This window comes from Streptomyces noursei (genome assembly GCF_001646665.1).
GTDB lineage: Bacteria > Actinomycetota > Actinomycetes > Streptomycetales > Streptomycetaceae > Streptomyces > Streptomyces lavendulocolor.
Genome location: NZ_LWBU01000405.1, coordinates 1 through 16,462 on the forward strand (window position 1 = coordinate 1; position 16,462 = coordinate 16,462).

Annotated in this window: 15 protein-coding genes and 1 tRNA gene; 9 read left to right on the forward strand and 7 right to left on the reverse strand. The window is 72.8% G+C overall.

Features of this window, described 5'->3' with window-relative positions:
• The first annotated feature begins 273 nt into the window (after window positions 1-273).
• Window positions 274-612, forward strand: a complete 339-nt coding sequence (locus A4V12_RS33010) for a hypothetical protein (RefSeq protein ID WP_064073186.1) — start codon at window positions 274-276, stop codon at window positions 610-612.
• Window positions 613-628: 16 nt separating this feature from the next.
• Here the strand turns inward: A4V12_RS33010 and A4V12_RS33015 are convergent, their stop codons facing one another.
• The 6 genes from A4V12_RS33015 to A4V12_RS33040 form a co-directional block, all read right to left on the reverse strand.
• Entirely contained in the window at window positions 629-1,126 is a 498-nt protein-coding gene (locus A4V12_RS33015) for an MscL family protein (protein WP_107415570.1), read from the reverse strand.
• Window positions 1,127-1,257: 131 nt separating this feature from the next.
• Complete coding sequence (locus A4V12_RS33020; protein WP_423552107.1) at window positions 1,258-1,872, reverse strand: hypothetical protein; 615 nt, start codon at window positions 1,870-1,872, stop codon at window positions 1,258-1,260.
• A gap of 247 nt (window positions 1,873-2,119) precedes the next feature.
• On the reverse strand, window positions 2,120-3,025 hold the full coding sequence (locus A4V12_RS33025) for an S-methyl-5'-thioadenosine phosphorylase (protein WP_079137557.1): 906 nt from the start codon (window positions 3,023-3,025) through the stop codon (window positions 2,120-2,122).
• A 107-nt stretch (window positions 3,026-3,132) separates the two neighbouring features.
• A complete protein-coding gene (locus tag A4V12_RS33030; RefSeq protein ID WP_064073188.1) occupies window positions 3,133-3,456 on the reverse strand; it encodes an FmdB family zinc ribbon protein in 324 nt (107 codons plus the stop codon).
• A 68-nt stretch (window positions 3,457-3,524) separates the two neighbouring features.
• Window positions 3,525-4,820, reverse strand: coding sequence for an MFS transporter (locus tag A4V12_RS33035; protein WP_064073189.1), 1,296 nt, complete (start codon window positions 4,818-4,820; stop codon window positions 3,525-3,527).
• Between the two features lie 381 nt (window positions 4,821-5,201).
• Window positions 5,202-6,659, reverse strand: coding sequence for a potassium/proton antiporter (locus tag A4V12_RS33040; protein ID WP_234372432.1), 1,458 nt, complete (start codon window positions 6,657-6,659; stop codon window positions 5,202-5,204).
• 304 nt (window positions 6,660-6,963) lie between these two features.
• On the opposite strand from A4V12_RS33040, the gene A4V12_RS33045 reads away from it, so the two are divergent.
• On the forward strand, window positions 6,964-9,798 hold the full coding sequence (locus tag A4V12_RS33045) for a penicillin acylase family protein (protein ID WP_064073191.1): 2,835 nt from the start codon (window positions 6,964-6,966) through the stop codon (window positions 9,796-9,798).
• Between the two features lie 100 nt (window positions 9,799-9,898).
• Here the strand turns inward: A4V12_RS33045 and A4V12_RS33050 are convergent, their stop codons facing one another.
• Window positions 9,899-10,480: a 5-formyltetrahydrofolate cyclo-ligase gene (locus A4V12_RS33050; RefSeq protein ID WP_064073192.1), complete on the reverse strand. Its 582-nt coding sequence runs from the start codon at window positions 10,478-10,480 to the stop codon at window positions 9,899-9,901.
• 107 nt (window positions 10,481-10,587) lie between these two features.
• Here A4V12_RS33050 and galU point away from each other — a divergent pair, with 107 nt between their 5' ends.
• The 7 genes from galU to A4V12_RS33085 all read left to right on the forward strand — a co-directional run bounded on the left by galU (window position 10,588) and on the right by A4V12_RS33085 (window position 16,107).
• Window positions 10,588-11,499, forward strand: a complete 912-nt coding sequence (galU, locus tag A4V12_RS33055; protein ID WP_064073193.1) for a UTP--glucose-1-phosphate uridylyltransferase GalU — start codon at window positions 10,588-10,590, stop codon at window positions 11,497-11,499.
• Window positions 11,496-12,803 carry a molybdotransferase-like divisome protein Glp gene (gene glp, locus A4V12_RS33060; protein WP_107415571.1) on the forward strand — a complete coding sequence of 436 codons (1,308 nt, stop codon included), beginning with the start codon at window positions 11,496-11,498 and terminating at the stop codon, window positions 12,801-12,803. The genes galU and glp overlap by 4 nt, the downstream gene beginning before the upstream one ends.
• 158 nt (window positions 12,804-12,961) lie before the next feature.
• Window positions 12,962-13,462: a cyclic pyranopterin monophosphate synthase MoaC gene (gene moaC / locus A4V12_RS33065; protein ID WP_064073195.1), complete on the forward strand. Its 501-nt coding sequence runs from the start codon at window positions 12,962-12,964 to the stop codon at window positions 13,460-13,462.
• The gene (locus A4V12_RS33070) at window positions 13,459-14,088 is read left to right on the forward strand and encodes a MogA/MoaB family molybdenum cofactor biosynthesis protein (protein ID WP_079137558.1); all 630 of its coding nucleotides are present in this window, start codon (window positions 13,459-13,461) and stop codon (window positions 14,086-14,088) included. Before moaC ends, A4V12_RS33070 begins: the two co-directional genes overlap by 4 nt.
• Complete coding sequence (locus tag A4V12_RS33075; protein WP_064073196.1) at window positions 14,085-14,705, forward strand: GNAT family N-acetyltransferase; 621 nt, start codon at window positions 14,085-14,087, stop codon at window positions 14,703-14,705. Before A4V12_RS33070 ends, A4V12_RS33075 begins: the two co-directional genes overlap by 4 nt.
• 171 nt (window positions 14,706-14,876) lie before the next feature.
• Window positions 14,877-15,947: a divisome protein SepX/GlpR gene (sepX, locus tag A4V12_RS33080; RefSeq protein ID WP_064073197.1), complete on the forward strand. Its 1,071-nt coding sequence runs from the start codon at window positions 14,877-14,879 to the stop codon at window positions 15,945-15,947.
• An 86-nt stretch (window positions 15,948-16,033) separates the two neighbouring features.
• Window positions 16,034-16,107: transfer RNA gene (locus tag A4V12_RS33085), tRNA-Ala, on the forward strand.
• The last annotated feature ends 355 nt before the right edge of the window (window positions 16,108-16,462 follow it).

The following is a 16,462-nucleotide window of genomic DNA, read 5'->3' on the forward strand; positions in this document are numbered from 1 at the left end:
ACCCCCCCCCCGCGCCCGCCCCGACCGGCGCCCCCGAGGACGACCGCGGTCTGCGCCCCCCGCCCCCCCCCACGGACGCCCCGCCCCCCCCCGCCCCGCCCGCCCCCACCGAGGACCGGCCCCCGACCGGTGAGCCCGACCCGGCGGCCCCGCCCGCCCCCACGGGCGAGCCCGACCCCCGCACTCCGCCCGCCCCCGACCACTGACCCCCGGACCCGGCGGCCCCTGACCCGGGGCCCCGGCGGGCGCCGGCCGGCGGCGTACGCTGGGTGTATGAGGACCGCCCCCGCCCCCGGACCGCGCGATGCGAAGAGCGAATCGGCGCCGGAGGACGAGAAGAACCCGCAGTATCCGAAGAACACGCACCACCCGGACAGCGCGGACCCGGACGGCGACACCCGTCCGGACAGCCCGAGCACCACGGCCGACCCCTCGGGTGCGGCCGGTCCGGCCGGTCCCCGGAAGAGGACACCGGCGCTGATCTTCGACGATCCGCTGGACCAGCAGTCCGCGGACGATACGGACCGTGGGTGGGGTGAGCGGCCTCCGGCCGGCGGCAGCGCCGCCGACCTCGCGCGCTTCCTGGACGAGAAGCCGCCGCACCACCTCTGAGCCGGCGTACCCGCCCTTACGGGGCGCCGCGACCCGCACCCCGCTGGGCCACGAGCGCGTCCCGGATCTCCTTGAGCACCTCCAGCTCGGTGACCTCCAGCATCTCCTCCACGCCACTCCTCTCCTTCTGGAGCGCGGCCCGGCGGGCCAGGTACCGGGCCATGGGCAGCACCATCAGGAAGTAGACGACCGCCGCGGTGATCAGGAAGCTGAGCGTGGCGCTGAGCACGGAGCCCCACAGGATCGCGACGCCCTGGACGACCTCGCCGCTCTCGTCCACCTGGCAAGGCGCCTTCAGGCAGGACCGGTAGCTCTCCAGGTTCTTGGTGCCGAACGCGCCGACCACGGGGCTGATCACGCCCCTGACGATCGCGTTCACGATGTTGGTGAAGGCGGCACCGATCACCACCGCGACCGCCAGGTCGATCACGTTCCCGCGCAGGATGAAGGCCTTGAAGCCCTCCAGCAGGTTCTGGTTCTTGTCCTGGCTCACCACGGTGCCCCTTCGTCGCATGTGCAGTCGGCGCAGCCATTACGCCGTGCACCGTGCATAACCGTCCAATCCGTACACACGGACAGGTGACGTGACAGGCACTTCGTGCGAGGGGGCTCATTTCGTGCGACCGGGCTCGGCGCGGGGCGGCGTCAGCACAGCGTCACGGCCAGCCGGGAGGTGGCCCCCGCGCCAGCCAGTTCGGCGGCGGTCGCGCGCGGGACGGACAGCACCACCAGCGCGCCGCCGTCCGGCGGATCGGCCCGTGCGCCGGGCACCTTCTCCACGCGGGCGCCCCGGGCCACCACCCGGGCGCCGTCCTCACCGTCCGCCGGGGACGACACCGGCGAGGCGATCACGTCGACGCGGTCACCGGGCCGCAGCAGCCGCACCGTCGCGGCGTCGGCGATCCGCACCGGCGCGGACACCGTCTCGACCGGTTCCCGTTCCCGCTCGGGGGTGGCGGCCCGCGGCCGGTCCGCCTCGGCGGGGCCGCGGGACCCGGGAGCGGAGGCGGCCAGTGCCGCCGCCGTCATGGCGAGCCCGGCCGCCATGGCCCGCCGCCGCCGGCGCACCGCCCGGCGCAACCGGTGCCGCCCGCCCCGCACCCGCAGCGGCGCGAACGACGGCACCCCGTGCGTCTCCGGTACCGGCATCACCGCCTCGCGCCCGGCGACGGAGCCGAGCGGGGGAGCGGAGGAGGAGAACGCGCGGGGCGACGAGGAGGGGGAGGGGGAGGGGGAAGAGGGGAGGGGACGGGACGTCATGGCAACCACCACCTGCGGTGAGGGGTCCCGGACGGGTCCGGTACGGGGACCGGTTCACGAACGAACCGCGCCTCGGGCCGGGACCCGGACCGGGAGCGGACCGGATTCCTGCCGGCTCTCCGCCGACGCCCTCACGATCCCGCGTCCGCCCCGATCCCGCCGGAGCCTGTGGACAACCCCGCCCCTGTGCACAACCTCGTCACCCGCCGGAGCGCCGCACCGGGCCACGCCCCGCCGGGGTGCCCGGTCACGGCAGTTCGATGCCCAGGTCCCAGCCGTCGTGCGCGTGGGTGCAGAGGCAGGAGCGGCTCGCCGTCGCCGGCAGCCCGGCGACCGCGTCGAACAGCACCTCCCGCAGCCGGCCCACGTTCTCGCCGAAGACCCGGAGCACCTCGGTGTGCGAGACGCCCTCGCCGGTCTCGGCGCCCGCGTCGAGGTCCGTCACCAGCGCCATCGACGTGTAGCAGAGGCCCAGCTCACGAGCGAGGTACGCCTCGGGGTGACCGGTCATGCCGACCACCGACCAGCCCATCGCGGCGTGCCACCGCGACTCGGCGCGCGTGGAGAAGCGGGGACCCTCGACGACGACCATGGTCCCGCCGTCCACCGCCTCCCAGCCCCGGCCGTGAGCCGCGGCGAGGGCCACCTTGCGCCCGTCGGGGCAGTACGGGTCGGCGAACGACGTGTGCACGACGTTCGGCACGGACCCGTCGGGCAGGGGCTCCCCGTCGAAGTAGGTCTGCGTGCGGTTCTTGGTGCGGTCGACCAGCTGGTCCGGCACCAGCAGCGTGCCGGGACCGTACTCCGGTCGCAGGCCGCCCACGGCGCACGGCCCGAGGACCTGGCGCACGCCGACCGACCGCAGCGCCCACAGGTTGGCCCGGTAGTTGATGCGGTGGGGCGGCAGGTGGTGGCCCCGCCCGTGCCGGGGGAGGAACACGACCCGGCGTCCGGCCAGCTCGCCGAAGAACAGCGAGTCGCTCGGGCTGCCGTACGGGGTCGTCACCCGGACCTCGGTCACGTCCTCCAGGAAGGAGTAGAAGCCCGAGCCGCCGATGACACCGATGTCCGCGCGGAGGCCGCCACCGGCGCCGTCATCGCTGCCGTGACCGGACTCGTCCCCGCCGCTGCCTGCCTTCACCGCGTTCGCCATGCGGTTCACCCTAACGGGGCCCGGATACGCCGAGGACCCCGCCGTGGGAAACGGCAGGGTCCGGGGAGAACCGGGTCCGGAACGGGCCGGACCGGCGGCGGGCCGGGTCAGGCGGCGGAGCTGGAGCTTCCGGCCGTGCTGGACGTGGCGGGCTTGGAGTCCGACGACGAGGAGGCCGAGGACGAACCCGACGCGGCGGCGCCGGACGAGCTCGACGAGCTCGACTTCGAGGCCGGCGAGCTGCTCGACGACGCGCCACGGCTGTCGTTGCGGTAGAAGCCGGAGCCCTTGAAGACAATGCCGACGGCCGAGAACACCTTCTTCAGGCGTCCCTGGCAGTTCGGGCACTCGGTCAGGGCGTCATCGGTGAACTTCTGCACCGCCTCGAGGCCCTCGCCGCACTCGGTGCACTGGTACTGGTAGGTCGGCACTTGTCTTCCTCCTGGCACTCTCACTCATTGAGTGCTAACGACAGTCCATACTGACGTATTCCGCGGGATCAGTCCACCGTCACGGGTACGCGGTGACCGACGCCACGTGCCACGGTCCGGGTCGCGGGGCGGGGCGCCAGCCGCGACCGGAGCGCCACCAGGGTGGTCAGGGCCAGGGCCGTACCGGCCAGCGGGACCAGGAAACCGGCGCTCGCGCCGTAGCCGTCGGCGAGCCGTCCGGCCACCGTCACGGCGGCCGCCTGGCCCAGTGCCACGGCGCCCGTCAGCCAGGTGAACGCCTCGGTGCGCGCGGATGCCGGGACCAGCGACTCGACCAGCGTGTAGCCGGTGATCAGCGCCGGGGCGATGCACAGGCCGACGACGAGGCCGAGGGTGCCGAGCAGCGCCACCGAGTGGGCGGACCACAGCAGCGACGCGGCGACGGTCAGGCCCGTGTAGCCGAGGATCAGCCGGCGGCGGGGACCGGACTTCCAGGCGATGGCGCCGACGGCGATGCCGGCCAGCATGTTGCCGGCGGCGAAGAGCCCGTACAGCAGGCCGTTCATGCCCGGCTGTCCGATCTCCTCGGTGAACGCGGTCAGCGAGACCTGCATGCCGCCGAAGACGGAGCCGATGCCGAGGAACGCGATGGCGAGCACCCGCACGCCCGGCACGGACAGGGCGGAGACCCGCTCCACGCGCGCGTGCTCGGCGGACGAGCCGTGCGCGGGCTGCGTGCGGCGCTGGGCGGCGAAGAGGAGGCCGCCGGCCAGGGTCAGCGTCGCCTCGGCGATCAGGCCGGCCGCCGGGTGGACGCCGGTGCACAGCGCGGTGGCGAGGACGGGGCCGACCACGAACGTGAACTCGTCCGTCACGGACTCGAAGGCCGCCGCCGTCGACATCAGCGGGGACCCCTCCAGCTTGGCGGCCCACCGGGACCGCACCATGGGCCCGATCTGCGGCACGGAGGCACCGGTCGGCACCGCCGCCGCGAACAGGGCCCACAGGGGGGCGCCGGCCAGCGCGAGCGCCGTCAGGACCGACACCGAGACGGTGTGCACCAGGACGCCGGGGACGAGGACGGCACGCTGGCCGAAGCGGTCGGCGAGCTTGCCGCTCTGCGGTGCGAACAGGGCCATGGAGACCCCGGTGAACGCGGCGACGGCGCCGGCGCTGCCGTACGAGCCGGTGGTGTGCTGGACCAGCAGGACGATGCCGATGGTCAGCATCGCGAAGGGCTGCCGGGCGGCGAAGCCGGGGAGCAGGAACGTCCATGCGCCGGGTGTGCGCAGGAGCTGTCCGTAACCGGGACGCCGGGTGGTGTCCGAGGTGGTGACCGTGGCTGTGTCTACAGCGGAGGGCACGGCCTGTGCCTTTCTGCCGCCTGGTAGCGCTCCCCTGGGTGTCGGGAGCCGCCGAGAGCTGTCCTCTTGCGCGGAACTGCGGTAGATACCGGGCTCCACTGCGGGGGAGCTTCACGGCCGCCATACGGTCGCGCCAGCTCTGCGTCAGGCAGAGTTGGTCGATCAGTGTGCCTTCATGGTACAGGGCGTTGCTGGTGTGGTGCCTGTGAAATGGCCGATAGGACGAAGGCCTCACCTCGGATTAACCGGACGTTCACCCTCCGATTTGCCGCCCTCCCGGCCCGGGGAGCCACCCCCAGGCCCGGAGGGGAGCCGACCCGCCCGCGCCGCCCCGCCCGGCCCTCCGCGCCGACCCGTCACGCCCCCCCCGCGCCGCCCTCGTCACGCCCCGCCGGCGCCGCCCGTGCCCAGCCAGCCGGCCAGCTTGCCGCCCTGGCCGACCGCCCGCAGGCGCCGCTCGGCGGCGTCCCGGACCGGGTCCGTCGCCACCACCAGCAGCTCGTCGCCGCGCCGCAGGACGGTCGTCGGCGACGGGACGAAGCTCTTGTCGTCCCGTACGACGAGGGTGACCGCCGCCCCCGGCGGCAGCCGCAGCTCCGCGACCTCCACACCGTGCATCCGGGACTTCTCCGGGATGGCCACCGACAGCAGGTGCCCGCGCAGCCGCTCCAGGGGCGCCGACTCGACGCCCAGGTCGGCCGCCTCCGCCGAGTCGCCCAGCCGCAGCGCCCTGGCCAGCCAGGGCAGGGTCGGGCCCTGCACCAGCGTGTAGACGACCACCAGCACGAAGACGATGTTGAAGACCTTCTCGCTGCCCTCGATCCCGGACACCATCGGGATGGTCGCCAGGATGATGGGCACCGCGCCCCGCAGCCCCGCCCAGGACATCAGGGTCTGCTCCTGCCAGGGGACGCGGAAGGGCAGCAGGCTCAGGGCGACGGACAGCGGCCGGGCCACCGCCGTCAGGACCAGCCCGACCATCACCGCCGGCCAGAAGTCGTCGATCAGTTCGTGCGGGGTCACCAGCAGGCCGAGCAGCACGAACATGCCGATCTGGGCGATCCAGCCCAGGCCCTCCGCGAAACCGCGGTTGGCGGGCGCGTGCGGCAGCTTGGCGTTGCCCAGGATCACCGAGGCCAGGTAGACCGCGAGGAAGCCGCTGCCGTGCGCCATGGCGCCGGCCGCGTACGCCACCACGGCGATGGCCATCACGGCGATCGGGTACAGGCCGGACGCGGGCAGCGCCACGTGCCGCAGCCCGAACGAGCCCAGGAAGCCGACCAGCAGCCCGATGGCCGCGCCGATGGCCAGTTCCATGGCGATGGTGCCGAGCAGCATGTACCAGCTGTCGACGGGACCGGTCGTGGAGAAGGCCACCACCAGGATCACGACGGGGGCGTCGTTGAATCCGGACTCGGCCTCCAGGGTGCCGGTCACCCGGGACGGGAGCGGCACCTTGCGCAGGACGGAGAAGACGGCGGCGGCGTCGGTCGACGAGACGACCGCGCCGATGATCAGCGCCTGGCGCCACTCCAGGCCCACCCAGTAGTGCGCCGCCGCGGCCGTGACGCCCACGCTCACCGCGACGCCGACGGTCGACAGGACGGCCGCCATGGGCAACGCGGGTTTGATCTCCTTCCACTTGGTGCCCAGGCCGCCCTCGGCCAGGATCACCACAAGTGCGGCATAGCCGATCACCTGGGTCAGTTCGGCGTTGTCGAAGTGGACGTTGCCGATGCCGTCCTGCCCGATGGCGACCCCGATCCCGAGGTACAGGAGCAGGCTGGGGAGCCCGCTGCGGGAGGAGATCCGCACCGCCGCGACGGCGACGAGCAGCACGAGCGAGCAGATGAACAGGAGTTCGTTGAGCTGGTGGACAGTCAGTGGGCCGACCCTTTCCTCATATGCACGCCGGATCGTTCCAGCCGCGGTACTTCGTTACCTTACCTAATCATTAACGCTTCCTTGACGCCCGGTCCCCGGTGCGGCCGGTGACCGGACCCGGCCGCTGGTCGCGGGGCAGCGGTGGCTGTGAACGGCCCCCGGGAAGGGGCCCTTACTGACACCGCGTCCGGGCCGGGTGAGCGCTGCGCCTATGGTTGCTCCAGCACTCCAGGATCAGACTGCGCCTCGAAGGACAGCGATGCCCGCCAACACCACCGCCGCTTCCACCAAGAAGAAGGGGCGACGCGCCCGTCTGCTCGTGATCGCCCTGGTGCTGGCGCTGGTCGCGGGAGTCGGCTACGGCGCCTACTGGGGCGTCAGCACCGTGCGCGCCCCGTTCCCGCAGACCACCGGCACCCTCAAGCTCGACGGCCTCTCCGGACCCGTCGACGTCAAACGGGACGATTACGGCGTTCCGCAGATCTACGCCTCCACCGACGAGGACCTGTTCCGTGCCCAGGGGTACGTCCAGGCACAGGACCGGTTCTGGGAGATGGACGTCCGCCGGCACATGACGGCCGGGCGCCTGTCCGAGATGTTCGGCAAGGAGCAGGTCGAGACGGACGCCTTCCTGCGCACCCTGGGCTGGCACCGGGTGGCGCAGGAGGAGTACGACAAGCTCCTGTCGCCCGACACCAAGAAGAACCTCCAGGCGTACGCGGACGGCGTCAACGCCTACCTGAAGGGCAAGGAGGGCCGCGACGTCTCGGTCGAGTACGCCGCCCTCGCCTTCACCAACGACTACGCGATCGAGCCCTGGACGCCGGTCGACTCCGTGGCCTGGCTCAAGGCCATGGCCTGGGACCTGCGCGGCAACATGCAGGAGGAGATCGACCGTTCGCTGATGACCACGAGGCTCAGCGAGAAGCAGATCAAGGAGCTGTACCCGGCGTACCCGTACGACCTGCACCGCCCGATCGTGGACAAGGGCGGCGTCGACGAGGCGGCCGGCAAGTTCGACCCGGCCGCGCAGGGCGGCACCCAGGGCGCGGGCCAGGGCGACGGTGACGGCGACGGCACCGGCGGCCAGGGCGACGGCCAGGGCGACGGCCTGGGCACGGGCCAGGGGCAGGACGGCGGCCAGGGCACCGGCGCCGGGACCGCCCAGGGCGCCGCCCAGGGCCTCCAGTCGCAGCTCTCGGCGCTGTCCGCGTCCCTGGAGAAGATCCCCGCCCTGCTCGGCCCCAACGGCAACGGCATCGGGTCCAACTCCTGGGTCGTCTCGGGCAAGTACACGACGACCGGCAAGCCGCTGCTGGCCAACGACCCGCACCTGGCGCCCCAGCTGCCCTCGCTCTGGTACCAGATGGGCCTGCACTGCCGTGCCGTCTCGGACAAGTGCCGGTACGACGTGTCCGGCTACACGTTCTCGGGAATGCCCGGCGTGATCATCGGCCACAACCAGGACATCGCCTGGGGCTTCACCAACCTGGGCGCGGACGTGAGCGACCTCTACCTGGAGGCGATCACCGACCGCGGCTACCGGTACGACGGCAAGGAACTGCCCTTCGTCACCCGCCAGGAGGTCATCAAGATCGCCGGTGAGGAAAGCAGGACCATCACCGTCCGGTCGACGAACAACGGCCCCCTGGTCTCCGACCGCAGCACCGAGCTGGAGAAGGTCGGCGACGAGGCCCCCGTCGACGCCCTCGCCCCGGACCGCGGCGACGGCTACGCGGTCGCCCTGCGCTGGACCGCGCTGGATCCGGGCAAGTCCATGGACGCGGTGTTCAAGCTGAACCGCGCGACCGACTTCAAGCAGTTCCGCGAGGCGGCCCGCGACTTCGAGGTGCCCTCCCAGAATCTGATCTACGCGGACGCCAAGGGGGCCACGGGCAACATCGGCTACCAGGCGCCGGGCAGGATCCCGGTCCGCCAGAAGGGCCACGACGGCACCATGCCGGCGCCCGGCTGGGACAAGAAGTACACCTGGAAGAAGACGTACGTCCCGTTCGACGAGCTGCCCTACGAGGAGAACCCGGAGCGCGGCTACATCGTGACCGCCAACCAGGCCGTCATCGACTCCGGGAAGTACCCGTACCTGCTCACCGAGGACTGGGGCTACGGATCGCGCAGCCAGCGCATCAACGACCTGATCGAGTCCAAGACCAAGGACGGGGCCAAGGTCTCGACCGAGGACATGCGCACCATGCAGATGGACAACAGCAGCGAGATCGCCAAGCTGCTGACGCCCTACCTGCTGAAGATCGACATCTCCGACCCGCACGTCCGCGAGGCCCAGAAGCTCCTGGAGGGCTGGAACTACACCCAGGACGCGGACTCCGGGGCGGCCGCCTACTTCAACGGCGTGTGGCGCAACGTCCTGAAGCTCGCCTTCGGCGACAAGCTGCCCAAGGAGCTGCGGGTGAAGGGCGAGTGCCTGAACGTCCGCCCTGCCGACTCCACCGGGCCGGTCGACGAGCAGAACAGGCTCGTGCGGGAGTGCGGCCAGCGCGACGCCGAGACGGCCCAGCCGGACGGCGGCGACCGCTGGTACGAGGTGGTGCGCCGGATCCTGGCGGACGAGAAGAACGAGTGGTGGCAGTCACCGCGCGGTCGCACCCACGGGGGCACCGACACCCGGGACCAGCTGCTGAAGCGCGCCATGGAGGACGCCCGCTGGGAGCTGACGGCCAAGCTCGGCAAGGACGTCAACAGCTGGAGCTGGGGGCGGCTGCACCAGCTGACCCTGAAGAACCAGACCCTCGGCACCGAGGGGCCGGGCTTCATCCAGACCCTGCTCAACCGGGGCCCGTGGAACCTGTCCGGTGGTGAGGCCGCGGTCAACGCCACCGGCTGGAACGCGGCGGGCGGCTACGGGGTCGTGTGGGTGCCGTCGATGCGGATGGTGGTGAACGTGGGCGACTGGGACAAGTCCCGCTGGATCAACCTGACCGGCGCCTCGGGGCACGCCTACAACGCCCACTACACCGACCAGACGGACAAGTGGGCCAAGGGCGAGCTGCTCGACTGGGCCTACGGCAAGCAGGCGGTCGACGCGAAGACCGTCGACACGCTCGTGCTCACGCCGTAGAGCCGTAAAGCCGTGGCGCCGTGGCGCCGTGCGGCCGTGGAGCCGCTCGGCGGTGCGGCCGCGGAGTCGGAGAGCCGTGGAGACGGGGGCCGGCGGCCCCTCAGGCGCGGAAGCGGAGGGTGACCTCCGGGGTCACCACCGCGTGAACGGGGTGGTCGTGCGGTTCCTCCGGGACCCGCTCGACCACCTCGTTCGCGTACAGGAGCACCACCAGGGCCGGGTCGAGGCCGGACCGGACGATACGGGCCAGCACCCGGTCGTACGAGCCTCCGCCGCGGCCGAGCCGCATGCCCCGCGCGTCCACCGCCAGTCCGGGCAGCAGGACCGTGTCGGCCTCCAGGACGGCGTCCACGCCCAGCCGGGGCCCCGCGGGCTCCAGGAGGCCGCGCCGGGCCCGTACGAGCCGCTCGGCGCCCTCGTAGACCGCCCAGTCGAGGTCGTTGTCCGCCAGCAGGACCGGCAGCAGCACACGGACGCCCCGCTCGCGCAGCGCGTCGAGCAGCGCACGCGTGCCCGGTTCGCTCCCTATGGAGACGTACGCGGCGACCGTCCAGGCCCGCCTCAGCTCGGGCAGGTTCAGGGCGATGCCGGCGAGAACCGCGGCGGCCTTCTGGACGTCACTACTGGTCAGGAGGGCGCGCGCGGCGAGCAGTTGACGCCGCAAAGCATCCTTTTCGGACATGTCGCCAGTCACCAAGACCTCACAAAACCTCTCGTAGGTGGTCGTATGAGCACGAAGATAGGCGGAGCGTAATCTTCCGCCCATAGCGACCGGATAGGGTGCTCCGCATGAACGAGTCGCACCCCAGGATCAGCAAGGCTGTCATCCCCGCCGCCGGCCTCGGCACCAGGTTCCTGCCGGCCACGAAAGCCACTCCCAAAGAGATGCTGCCTGTGGTCGACAAGCCCGCCATCCAGTACGTGGTGGAGGAGGCCGTCGGCGCCGGCCTCTCCGACGTGCTGATGATCACCGGCCGTAACAAGCGGCCCCTCGAGGACCACTTCGACCGCAACTACGAGCTCGAAGAGGCCCTCATCAAGAAGGGCGACCAGGAGCGCCTCGCCAAGGTCCAGGAGTCCAGCGACCTGGCCACCATGCACTACGTCCGCCAGGGCGACCCGCGGGGCCTCGGCCACGCCGTCCTGTGCGCCGCCCCGCACGTCGGCGACGAGCCCTTCGCCGTCCTCCTCGGCGACGACCTCATCGACCCGCGCGACCCCCTGCTCGCCCGCATGGTGGAGGTCCAGGAGCGCGAGGGCGGCAGTGTCGTCGCCCTGATGGAGGTCGAGCCCTCCCAGATCCACCTGTACGGCTGCGCCGCCGTGGAGCCCACCGGCGACGCCGACGTCGTCAAGGTGACCAACCTGGTGGAGAAGCCCGACCCGGCGGACGCGCCCAGCAACTACGCCATCATCGGCCGGTACGTGCTCGACCCCGCCGTGTTCGGGATACTGCGCGAGACCGAGCCGGGCCGCGGCGGTGAGATCCAGCTCACCGACGCGCTCCAGAAGCTCGCCGCCGACGAGTCGGCGGGCGGCCCCGTGCACGGCGTCGTCTTCAAGGGCCGCCGCTATGACACCGGCGACCGCGGCGACTACCTGCGGGCCATTGTCAGACTCGCGTGCGAACGTGAGGATCTGGGACCGGACTTCCGGAACTGGCTGCGCGGTTACGTCACCGAGGAGATGCAGGGACTGTGAGTACGACCTGGTCGGTGGACGAGCACCTGGAGGACATCCTCCAGGCGGTCCACCCGCTCGAACCCATCGAGCTGCCGCTGCCCGACGCCCAGGGCTGTGTCCTGGTCGAGGACGTCATGGTGCCCGTCGCCCTGCCGCCCTTCGACAACAGCTCCATGGACGGGTACGCGGTACGGGTCGCCGATGTCACCGGTGCCAGCGAGGAGTTCCCCGCGGTGCTCACGGTCGTCGGCGACGTGGCGGCGGGCTGCGAGGGGCTGCCCACCGTCGGCCCCGGCCAGGCCGCCCGCATCATGACCGGCGCCCCGCTGCCGCCCGGCGCCGAGGCCGTCGTCCCGGTCGAGTGGACCGACGGCGGCACCGGCGGCGCGCCCGCCACGGGCATGCGCGCGGCGAGCGCCGCCCCGGAGGGCGCCACGGGCGAGGTCCGTGTCCACCGCCCGGCCGGGGCCCGCGCCCATGTCCGCGCGCGGGGCAGCGACGTCCAGGCCGGGGACCTGGCCCTGGAGGCCGGCACGGTCCTCGGCCCGCCGCAGATCGGCCTGCTCGCCGCCATCGGCCGCGGCACCGTGCGGGTGCGGCCCCGCCCGCGCGTGGTCGTGATCTCCACCGGCAGCGAACTGGTCCAGCCCGGCGAGGAGCTGGGCGAGGGCCGGATCTACGACTCCAACAGCTTCGCCCTGGCCGCCGCCGCGCGGGACGCGGGCGCCATCGCCTACCGGGTCGGCGCCGTCACCGACGACGCCCCGACGCTGCGGGCCGCCATCGAGGACCAGCTGATCCGCGCCGACCTGCTGGTCACCACCGGCGGGGTCAGCGTCGGCGCGTACGACGTCGTCAAGGAGGCACTGTCCTCGGTGGCCGACGAGGACGAGCCGGGCGGCGGCGTCGACTTCCGGAGGCTCGCCATGCAGCCGGGCAAGCCGCAGGGCTTCGGTTCCATCGGCCCCGAGCACACCCCGCTCCTCGCCCTGCCCGGCAACCCGGTCTCGTCGTACGTCTCCTTCGAGCTGTTCGTCCGGCCGGCGATCCGCGCCCTGATGGGCCTGAAGGACGTCGAGGACGTCCGGCGGCCACGCGTGCGTGCCGCCCTCGCCGCCGACGGGCCGCTGTCCTCCCCGGCCGGCAAGCGTCAGTTCCTGCGCGGCACGTACGACGCCGGGGCCGGCACCGTCACCCCGGTGGGCGGCGCCGGGTCCCATCTGATCGCCGCCCTCGCGCACGCGGACGCGCTGCTGGTCGTCCCGGAGGACACCACCGCCGTCGCGCCGGGCGACGAACTGGACGTGATCCTGATCGGCTGACCGCCCTGGCGCGCCCCGGCGGGCGTGGAGGCGCCCCCGGGCGTGGCGGTACCGTGTCTGCCGCTGTGCCTTCCCGGGGGACCACCCCCGGCCCTCGCCGGCGCGACAATGGCCGTGCGGGGCAATCGGCGCCGGAACACGCGAGGCGGAGTTCAGCAGTGAGTACGCAAGGCAGCCTGACGCACATCGACGAGTCGGGGGCGGCCCGTATGGTCGACGTCTCCGAGAAGGACGTCACCGCCCGCACCGCCCGCGCCACCGGCCGGGTCCTTGTCTCCCCCCGGGTGATCGAGCTGCTGCGCGGTGAGGGCGTACCCAAGGGCGACGCCCTCGCCACCGCCCGTATCGCCGGCATCATGGGCGCCAAGCGCACCCCGGACCTCATCCCGCTCTGCCACCCGCTCGCCGTCTCGGGCGTGAAGCTGGACCTGTCGGTCGCGGACGACGCGGTCGAGATCGCGGCCACCGTCAGGACCACCGACCGCACGGGCGTCGAGATGGAAGCCCTCACCGCCGTGTCGGTGGCCGCGCTGACCGTCGTCGACATGGTCAAGGCCGTCGACAAGGCCGCCGTCATCACCGACGTCCGGGTGGAGGAGAAGACGGGCGGCAAGTCCGGCACCTACCGGCGCACCGAGGCGGAAGGGGCGCAGGGATGACGCCGCGCGCCGGGCACGTCCACGGCGCCCACGCCCCCGGAGCGGAGCACGCCCCGGACCACGCCCCCGGACCCGAGGACGCCCACGGGCACGCCCCCGCCCCGCGGGCCGACGAGCCGCAGCACGTCCCGGCCGGCGCCACGCCCTACCGGGCGCTCGTCGTGACGGCGTCGAACCGGGCCTCCGCCGGGGTGTACGAGGACAAGGGCGGTCCCCTCCTCGCCGAGGGACTGGCCGCACTGGGCTTCACCGTCGACGGGCCCCGGGTCGTCCCGGACGGCGACCCGGTCGAAGCGGCGCTGCGCGCCGGGATCGACGCCGCGTACGACGTCATCCTCACCACCGGCGGCACCGGCGTCTCCCCGACCGACCGGACCCCCGACGTCACCCGCCGCCTCCTCGACCATGAGGTCCCCGGCATCCCGGAGGCCATCCGCGCGTACGGCCGCGGCAAGGTCCCGACCGCCGCCCTGTCGCGCGGCCTGGCCGGGGTGGCCGGCCGGACCCTGATCGTCAACCTGCCCGGCTCCACCGGTGGCGTCCGCGACGGCCTCGCCGTCCTGGAACAGCTCCTGGTCCACGCGGTCGACCAGTTGCGCGGCGGCGACCACCCCAGACCGTCATGAACCCGGCCTGGCCGGTCACGCTGGTGGACGGCGCCGTGGTCCTCCGGCCGATAAAGCTGCGCGACCAGCGGGAATGGCGCGAGGTCAACCGGCGCAACCGCGACTGGCTGCGCCCCTGGGAGGCGACCGTCCCGCCGCCCGCGCCGGGCGTGCCGCTCGCGCAGCGCCCGACGTACCGCCAGATGGTCAGGCACCTGCGCGCCGAGGCGAACGCCGGGCGGATGCTGCCGTTCGTCGTCGAGTACGAGGGCCGGCTGGTCGGCCAGCTGACGGTGGCGGGCATCACCTGGGGCTCGATGTGCTCGGGGCACGTGGGCTACTGGGTCGACCGCGAGGTCGCCGGCCGGGGCGTCATGCCCACCGCCGTGGCGCTCGCCGTCGACCACTGCTTCCGCATGGTGGGGCTGCACCGGATCGAGGTGTGCATCCGGCCCGAGAACACGCCGAGCCGCCGTGTCGTGGAGAAACTCGGATTCCGCGAGGAAGGGCTGCGGCCCCGCTATCTGCACATCGACGGCGCCTGGCGCGACCACCTCGTCTTCGCGCTCACCGCGGAGGAGGTGCCGGAGGGGCTGCTGCGCCGCTGGCACCGGACCGGCCGGGGGACCCCGCGCTGACGGACGGCGCCACAGCAATCAGATAAATAAAATAAATGTTCGAATTTGATCACCGATCTATCGGATCCGGTCCTACCAATCACAAAAAAATTCAGTGATATCAGCCAGATCGTGCGACACACCGGTCCAATTGGCCGATGGCCGGATGCGAACCCCTCTACGGTGTGAGGCGTGAGCAGCAGCGGCCTCATCTACGCAGTCATCGTCGGGGCCTGGGCCGCCTACCTGGTGCCGATGTGGCTCCGAAGGCAGGACGAGCTGAACGAAGCCCGTCCGACGGAACGCTTCAGCACCGCCATCCGGCTCCTTTCCGGACGGGCGGGCATGGAGCGCCGGTACGCCAAGGAGTTGCGCGAGCGGGGCGCCGAACAGGCGGTCTCGCCCGACGTCGACCCGGACGCCGCGACCGAGCACCTCAGCTCGGTCGACGTCCGGGCCTTCGCCGCGCCCCCGGACCACACGGAGGCGCGCCTGGAGCTCCCGGCGGCCCCGCCCGCCGCACCGCGCCCCGCCCGGCGCCCCCGGCCCGCCGGGGCGGCCGGGGCGGCCGCCGAGCGCGCCCGGCGCTCCAAGGTGCTCGCCCGGCGGCGGCGCACCACGATCGTCCTCTTCCTCGCCTTCACGCTCGGCGCCATCGTGGCGGCCGTCGGGGGCCTCGCGTTCCTGTGGGCCCCGGGCGTGCCCGCCGTGCTGCTGAGCGCGTACATCGTGCACCTGCGGGCGCAGGAGCGCCGCCGGTTCGTGTACGTCATGGACCGGCGCCGCGCCGAGGCCGCCGCGCAGCGCCTGCGGGAGAGCCGCCCGCACGGGCGCCCCGCGCCCGACCAGGCCGACCCGCCCGAGGCCCGCCACCCGGAACCCGAGCCGGAGCCGGCCCCGGTGCTCACCCCGCAGGAGGCCGGGCGCCGCGCGCTGGTCGAGCAGACGGACCACGCCGAGTGGGTGGACCAGCAGCGCGACCACGGCCCGACCCGGGGCGACAGCTGGGACCCGGTCCCGGTGCCGCTGCCCACGTACGTCACCGCCCCGGTCGCTCCGCGCGCCACGGGCGGCGTCGACGTCACGGACCCGGAGACCTGGAGCGCCGCCCGCTCCTCCGCGGCGGAACCCACCCCGCCGCCGGCCACCCGGCAGAACCCCCACCCGAGCCCGCACCCGCCGCGCCGCTCCCACGACCACGGCCGGACGCCCCTCTTCGACCAGTACGCCGACGAGGACCGCCCGCGCGCGGCCAACGAGTGAGGGCGGTGTGACGGGCCGCACGGGCCCACCGGGGATACGGATTTCCGAGCACCCCGATCGGGATGCTAATGTTTCACACGTCGCAAGGGCCTGTGGCGCAGTCTGGTAGCGCACCTCGTTCGCATCGAGGGGGTCTGGGGTTCAAATCCCCACAGGTCCACGCACACACGAGATCCCGTCCGATCGTTCCGATCGGGCGGGATCTCGTCGTTGTGCCCCTGTGCGGCCGAGAGGGGCGGCCGGCGGATCGGCCGGTGGAGCGGGCCGGCGCCGAGCGGTGCGTGGTGCTCCAGGGCGGAGTTCCGGCAGGACGTGGGGGTGTGCGCCCGGTTGGGGAAAGGGGTGCGGGGGGTGCGTGCCGGAACTCTTGTTCCATAGCGGCGGGTTATGGAAAGCTGTGCAGCTCTACGGGCCCAACAGGGCTTTATTGAGCGGCAGTTCGAATTACCGGGCGGTGCGGCCCCAAAAAGGGATTCGCGCCGACCAGGTATGGACCAATCAGGCTGCGTTCACCC

What these genes read in the sequence shown, in the direction of transcription:
- A4V12_RS33025 (WP_079137557.1), bottom strand. Translation starts at nt 3,025, where the DNA reads ATGGCGAACGCGGTGAAGGCAGGCAGCGGCGGGGACGAGTCCGGTCAC.
- galU (WP_064073193.1), top strand. Translation starts at nt 10,588, where the DNA reads ATGAACGAGTCGCACCCCAGGATCAGCAAGGCTGTCATCCCCGCCGCC.
- A4V12_RS33020 (WP_423552107.1), bottom strand. Translation starts at nt 1,872, where the DNA reads ATGACGTCCCGTCCCCTCCCCTCTTCCCCCTCCCCCTCCCCCTCCTCG.
- A4V12_RS33075 (WP_064073196.1), top strand. Translation starts at nt 14,085, where the DNA reads ATGAACCCGGCCTGGCCGGTCACGCTGGTGGACGGCGCCGTGGTCCTC.
- A4V12_RS33010 (WP_064073186.1), top strand. Translation starts at nt 274, where the DNA reads ATGAGGACCGCCCCCGCCCCCGGACCGCGCGATGCGAAGAGCGAATCG.
- A4V12_RS33015 (WP_107415570.1), bottom strand. Translation starts at nt 1,126, where the DNA reads ATGCGACGAAGGGGCACCGTGGTGAGCCAGGACAAGAACCAGAACCTG.
- A4V12_RS33050 (WP_064073192.1), bottom strand. Translation starts at nt 10,480, where the DNA reads ATGTCCGAAAAGGATGCTTTGCGGCGTCAACTGCTCGCCGCGCGCGCC.
- A4V12_RS33045 (WP_064073191.1), top strand. Translation starts at nt 6,964, where the DNA reads ATGCCCGCCAACACCACCGCCGCTTCCACCAAGAAGAAGGGGCGACGC.
- A4V12_RS33070 (WP_079137558.1), top strand. Translation starts at nt 13,459, where the DNA reads ATGACGCCGCGCGCCGGGCACGTCCACGGCGCCCACGCCCCCGGAGCG.